The organism is Paraburkholderia ultramafica, assembly GCF_902859915.1.
Classification (GTDB): Bacteria; Pseudomonadota; Gammaproteobacteria; order Burkholderiales; family Burkholderiaceae; genus Paraburkholderia; species Paraburkholderia ultramafica.
Window position 1 is genome coordinate 1 of sequence record NZ_CADIKK010000090.1, and the last position, 6,172, is coordinate 6,172.

Consider the following 6,172-nt stretch of genomic DNA (forward strand, 5'->3'; position numbering starts at 1 on the left):
GCTAGCGGAGCGGTTTCGCTCAAAGAATTTTTAGCGAAGCGGGCGCGGATTTCGTGCCGTGCCTGCGATCACCCCGGTGCGCCGCTTCCGCTTCGCTAAAAATCCTCTGCCCTATACTAATAGGAATTCGTGATATTTCGAATAGTCAAGTTGACAGTGCCGTATCTCGTGATGATTTCGCGTTCAGAAAGCGCATCCTCGGCCGGGAGCAGCAGTTCCGCATGTTCGCCCAAAGCAGGCGATGAATGAACGGCGGATTCCGGTGAAGGGCTGCCTTGCGGCACCAGCGCCCACAGGCAGCCGTCGGGCCAACACCGGCCATTCGACTCTGACAGCAAGACAATTGACAATCGAATACTGCGGTCCGACTTGATGAATGGGGGACGTATGACCACCGTAACGCCGCCAATCAAGAAGCTATTTTTAAACGGAGTCTTCGATGTCGATCGCCGGCAGCGTTTGCTACACCGTTCCTGCAGAGAAATTAGTGCAACGTGCTGGAAATTGCCGCAGTTGCTGAATGTCAAAGGCAGCGCGAAACGATTGTTCCTCGCTGCACTCGCTTCCACCTCGTTCGCGACGTGCGTTCATGCGCAAAGCAACGCGTCCGGCCCGCTCGTGACGGTCTCAGGCGAACTGCAATTCGTGCGCGACGACCACGATTTCGTGGCAATGCTCGACAAGAGAATTTTCGATCGCTTCGGCGCGAACACGCTCACACATTTCGATGATGTCAACGACGCAGGCGACACTGTCACACGCACGCTCGTGCAGACCGATTCTGGCCCGGTGCTGTACGATTTTCGCCGCCATCCGCCACTTGTGCAGCGCTTGGGCAGGCGCATGAAGGTCAAGCGCGTGTTTTGGCAAGGCGATGAAGTCGTCATGCAAGGCTCGCAAGGCTGGTTCCGATTCGTGCGCGGCGAGCTGACGAAGCTCCAATCGTCGACGACGACGTATCACTGAGTACACGCGCACGCTGAACACGCGCTCGCGCACAACGACATATACCGCCTCGCCGCGTACGACGTTGCCGTTTTCCAAGTAGACATGAAACTCGGGAAGGTCATCTACCTTGATGGCATCGACGAAGTCTCGCCGGAAATGCTTCAACTCTCGTGCCGAGCCACACAAGTGAATGGCAGTTATCGCGAAAGGCGAGTGTCCACATTGGATCAGACAGCGCCCGCTGACCTCGAGCACAGACTGGATCTCCCCTGTCATCGATAGTCGAGTTCAATTAGCGCCGACGCCGCTGATCCGTGACGGCCGACCGTTATTCACAAAAATATATGGAAGTCGCTATAAGGCGTGTATTGCGTGTATTGCGTGCATGCTGGAGGCGACCAATACTGCGTTCGCGCTGCCCGAGGTGGTCGTCGCCGAGCAAGCCCCGGGTCATCAGGCGAGCATAGGAGGCCTGATAGCCAGGACATGCATCGACCGGATGCGGGCAGTCAATGGAAGAGTTGTTCATCGACGCGGAATTGCCACCTATATGTTCAACGATCTGCTCAATATCCGGATGCTGTCGCGCGGCGCCATACTGCTTGCGCCAATTCTCATCGCGGGACTCGTGACAGGGAATCCGATCTGGTTTCGCGCTGAGATCGTCACCGTGTCGGTCTTCATCGCCGCGGAACGCTCGCGGCTTGCACCGGTTGGCGTGCTGCTGCATACGCTCGCAATTGGCTTTGGCGTTCCGGCCATGACCCTGTCGCTGGGAAGGTCGGAGACGTTCGTGATGGCGACCGTCCTTCTCGCCATCGTCTGCGTCGCCATTACGGCCGCGGGGCCCGGCATGCGCTGGACCGGTACCTTCACTTTCATTCCTGTCCTCTACATTGCCTGTGCAACGGCGGACAACGCCGACGGACATCGATTAGGGCAACTCGGTCTGGAGGTGCTCCCGTATCTCCTTTGCTCAGCGATTCCAGTCATCCTCGCTTCTAGCGCGTCCCGGCTTTCGACGCAGTTAGTGGGCAGAGCGGAGGGCCGTGGTTGGCTCACGCTTCGGCAGGTGACTGAAGCGCCAGCGCCTGGCTGTATCGAAGGGATTATCGCCGCGGCCTTCGCCGTCGGCGTGGCGGCATCGCTCGTCGAATGGCAAGGCATTCATTACGCGCAATGGCTGGTATGGTCGGCGGCCAGTGTTGTCACGGGCGATGTCGCGACGGCGCGCGCCAAATGGAAAGACCGGATGGTCGGCGCAATTGTTGGCGTTCCTGGAGGGATGCTGGTTGGAATTTTCATGCCCCATGCGCCGGTATTCTTCGAGGTACTGACGGCCGCTACCGTGTTGACGCTCGTCGCTTTCAACCGGTATGTCGTTGCGTTCGGTACGAGATGCGCGCTGCATGCCGTCGCAATCATTGTCGCGGGGCACACTGTTTCCCTGGCCGACTACCGGGCCATAGACGTCGTCACCGGTAGCGTAATCGGCATCGTCTTCGTCTTGGGAACCCACCGGATTGCCGGCTCGCTTAGAGGCATCCGTACCGATGGCAGGCCCGGGTCCCGACGTATCGAGTGACATTCAAGGGGCCTCATTCCCATCACCGTAGCGTTTTGCGCCACTCCCGCGCCATCTCCCGGGCGACCGCCAGAAAAAGGCGCACAGCCGGCGACGGGTTATGGCGCCGCCACGCAAGGCTAATTGGCGCTTTGGGCGCATTCCCCGCGATCGGCAGATACACCACTTCGTCCGTCTGTATTTGAGTCGTCGAGCGCGGCACAACCGAAACGCCGAAGCCCGCTCCGACCAGCGGTGCGATAGACACGATCTGCGGTGCCTCCTGGCCAAGCCTCGGAAGAAAACCGGCGCGCTGACAAGCCGATGTGATCGCATCGTACAGACCCGCGCCGATTGCGCGCGGGAACAGAAGGAACGTTTCGTCCGCGAGCGCAGCCAGCGATACCGGCGCGTCGGCTCGCGCGAGCGGGTGGTTGGATGGCACCACCACCACCATGTCCTCCTTGACCAGCAACTCAACCTCCAGTTCGTCGGCGGTCACGATCGGCGGCCGGATGAAAGCTGCATCGACACGTCCTTCCACCAGTCCTTCCACCAGTGACGGCGTATTGCTTTGTTCCGGCGACAGCACGACATCGGGACGCCGGAGACGGTACTCGCGAATGATCGCCGGGACGAGCGGCTGGAAGTAGGTAGCGCCGGCAAAACCAACCCGCAAATTTCCAATTTCGCCGCGGGATAGCTTCTGCACGTCCGTACATGTGCGATCTACCAGAGCGAGGATATGTCGCGAATTTTCCAGCAAAAGCGCGCCTGCGTCGGTCAGTTCGATGCCTCGCGACAAACGGCGAAAAAGCGTGGCGCCTATCTCGCGCTCCAGCCGCTGGATTTGCAGGCTCAGCGGCGGCTGCCCGATGCCGAGGCGCTCAGCAGCGCGGGTGAAGTGCCGTTCCTCGGCCACCGTAACGAAATACCGCAAATGTCGAAGCTCCATTGGCTGCTCACCTTGGTTATTCACTAAAAGGTATCAAAATCACCACTATCAATATATTGGACTGTCTGCCGGATCGCAAGATACTACTCACCGAATCATTCAACGGCCCGACGACATCATGGCGAACACCACAGTAGCCAGGAAAGCGGTGAGGGCTTTGGAACGGGCGGGCGTCGAACGTATCCGTGGTCTAAGCAGCGCGGACTGCATAGCCTCAAGTTCATCTGCGCATTGGCGCCTGCCCCTTCTGCAAACGTTGGCTGCGACTGCATCGTGGGCCGACGGCTTCTCAAATCATGTAATTGCGAGGACGCTAACCAATGACTTTGTCCATGTCCCCTGAAACGGCGAAAGCCTGCGTCGCTGGCACGCCTTCGGATCTGCGCGGGGTAGCGCTGCTGCGAAATCCGCATGCAAACAAGTTCACGGCCTTTACAAGCGCCGAACGCGAAGAACTGGGGCTCCTGGGTCTCCTGCCGGAACAGGTCGAAACAGAGGGCGCGCAGGTCGAGCGCGTCCTGCGCCAGATCCATCTGAAGAACAGTGATCTCGAGCGATACATTTTCCTGTCGTCGCTGCTCGATACGAACGAGACGTTGTATTACCGCGTATTGATGTCGGATCCCGCGCGCTTCATTCCTTTGGTCTATACGCCGACCGTCGGCGAAGCCTGTGAGAACTTCGGTCATATCCTGCGCCGTCCGCGCGGCTTGTATCTCTCTATCAATCGCAAGGAGAAGCTCAAGGAGATTCTGCGTAACTGGACCGAGCCGGATGTCCGTTTCATTGTTGTCACCGACGGTGAACGCATTCTGGGGCTGGGCGATCTTGGCGTGAACGGCATGGGCATTCCCGTCGGGAAACTCGCGCTCTATACGGCCTGCGCCGGTGTTCCTCCGCAACTGACGTTGCCGATCATGCTGGACGTGGGCACCAACAACGAAAGCCTGCTGGCTGACCCGCTTTACCTCGGCTTGCGTCAGCGCCGCGTTACCGGAGCGGAATACGACGAGTTCATCGAGGCGTTCGTCGCCGCTGTGCAGGAAGTATTTCCGCGTGCGTGCATCCAGTTCGAGGACTTTGCATTTGCCCACGCCGCACCGATCCTGGCGCGTTATCGCGACCGTGCATGTTGCTTCAACGACGACATCCAGGGCACCGCAGGCGTTGCGCTTGCCGGTATTCTGGCTGCGCTGCGGGTGACGGGCGGTTCGCTTGCGAACCAGCGCTTCCTGTTCCTCGGCGGCGGCACGGCGGGCTCGGGCATTGCCGGGCTGCTTGCCAAGGCGATGATGCAGGCCGGCGTGCCGGAGAAAGAAGCGTTCGGCTCGAGCTTTCTGTTCGACAAGAGCGGCTTGATCCATGCCGGGCGTGCTGATCTGGCCGACTTCCAGAAGCCGTTCGCTCACGACCATGCACCGATCGACGACTTCGTCACCGCAATCGAGCAACTGCGGCCGACCGCCATCATCGGCGTGAGCACGGCAGGTAAGGCGTTTAGCCAACCCGTTATCGAAGCGATGACGCGCGTCAACGAACGTCCGATCATCTTCCCGCTTTCGAACCCGACTTCGCATTCGGAGTGCACGGCGGAAGAAGCGTATGTCTGGTCGCAAGGGCGCGCAGTATTCGCAAGCGGCAGCCCGTTCGGTCCGGTGCATTTCGATGGCCAGACCTTCACGCCCGGTCAGGGCAACAACGTCTACATCTTCCCAGCGCTGGGCATGGCCATTTACGCCACCGAAGCTCGACGGGTCACGGACGAGATGCTGGTCGCCGCCGCACAGGCGCTCGCCAGACAGGTGAAGCAAGCCGATCTTGAGACGGGGCTGATCTATCCGCCGCAGGCTCGCATCTTCGAGACATCGTTGGCGGTGGCGCGCGAGGTCGCGAGCTTCATTTTCGACCAGGGGCTTGCCGGCGTACCTCGTCCTGATGACCTCGACGCCTTCATCGAGGCCAAGGTCTACCGCCCCTCCTATGTATCAGTGGACGACGCATCGACGAGTCGGTGACGTTGCTCGCGCTGCCGCGCTTCGGCTCGCGTGAGCGAGGACCGCCAGCGCGCCGACAGCGACGGAGCGTGTGCCCTCAACGCCACCACACGAACAGAGTGTTGCACTGCGGATGGGTGCAACCAAGACTGGAGATCAACATGGCTGAAGCTGTAAAAAAGCCAAGACCGGAGTTCCGGAACATTGGTGTCGGGCAGATTCTAACGGCGTATCGCCTCCCGCTAGCGGGGCGTGTGTCGATTCTCCATCGCGTGAGCGGTGGGCTGCTTTTCATCTTCCTTCCGTTCCTGCTGTACCTCTTCGAGCAAAGCCTAACTTCCGAACTCAGCTTCGAAGTCTTCAAGGCTTTCCTCTCCAACATCATCGTCAAGCTGATCACGCTCGTTCTCGCGTGGGCTTTCCTGCTTCACTTCTGCGCCGGCATCCGCTATCTGCGGATGGACACGAGCCACAGTGCGGTCTCGAAGCAAAAGGGTAAGGAAACGGCTGTCGTAGTGCTCGTTGTTTCGACGCTGCTCACCATCGCATTCGCGGCAAAACTGTTCGGAGCTTTCTAAAAAATGGCAGCTAATAACCGAGTCGGTCCGAAGCGTCTCGTCGTCGGCGCACATTACGGTCTGCGCGACTGGCTCGCCCAGCGCATTACCGCCTGCGTGATGGCGATCTACACGGTGATCCTGCTCGTGTGGT

General features: G+C 59.6%; 5 protein-coding genes and 2 pseudogenes. 5 read left to right on the forward strand and 2 right to left on the reverse strand.

What is annotated here, in order from left to right:
- The first annotated feature begins 516 nt into the window (after window positions 1–516).
- Together HV744_RS36965 and HV744_RS35850 are read left to right on the forward strand one after the other, a co-directional pair.
- Complete coding sequence (locus HV744_RS36965) at window positions 517–966, forward strand: hypothetical protein (RefSeq protein WP_217469216.1); 450 nt, start codon at window positions 517–519, stop codon at window positions 964–966.
- A gap of 367 nt (window positions 967–1,333) precedes the next feature.
- A complete protein-coding gene (locus tag HV744_RS35850; RefSeq protein ID WP_175153981.1) occupies window positions 1,334–2,533 on the forward strand; it encodes an FUSC family protein in 1,200 nt (399 codons plus the stop codon).
- Between the two features lie 22 nt (window positions 2,534–2,555).
- Here the strand turns inward: HV744_RS35850 and HV744_RS35855 are convergent, their stop codons facing one another.
- Window positions 2,556–3,224 (reverse strand): LysR substrate-binding domain-containing protein, encoded by a 669-nt coding sequence (locus tag HV744_RS35855; RefSeq protein ID WP_425497901.1) that lies wholly within the window; start codon window positions 3,222–3,224, stop codon window positions 2,556–2,558.
- A 120-nt stretch (window positions 3,225–3,344) separates the two neighbouring features.
- A pseudogene (locus tag HV744_RS38655) lies at window positions 3,345–3,467 on the reverse strand (LysR family transcriptional regulator); the annotation flags it as partial.
- A 332-nt stretch (window positions 3,468–3,799) separates the two neighbouring features.
- On the opposite strand from HV744_RS38655, the gene HV744_RS35860 reads away from it, so the two are divergent.
- From HV744_RS35860 to HV744_RS35870, 3 genes and pseudogenes are all read left to right on the forward strand, one after another.
- A complete protein-coding gene (locus HV744_RS35860; protein ID WP_246279374.1) occupies window positions 3,800–5,482 on the forward strand; it encodes an NAD-dependent malic enzyme in 1,683 nt (560 codons plus the stop codon).
- A 140-nt stretch (window positions 5,483–5,622) separates the two neighbouring features.
- Complete coding sequence (sdhC, locus tag HV744_RS35865; protein WP_175153984.1) at window positions 5,623–6,039, forward strand: succinate dehydrogenase, cytochrome b556 subunit; 417 nt, start codon at window positions 5,623–5,625, stop codon at window positions 6,037–6,039.
- 3 nt (window positions 6,040–6,042) lie between these two features.
- Window positions 6,043–6,172, forward strand: a pseudogene (locus HV744_RS35870) (succinate dehydrogenase, hydrophobic membrane anchor protein); the annotation flags it as partial.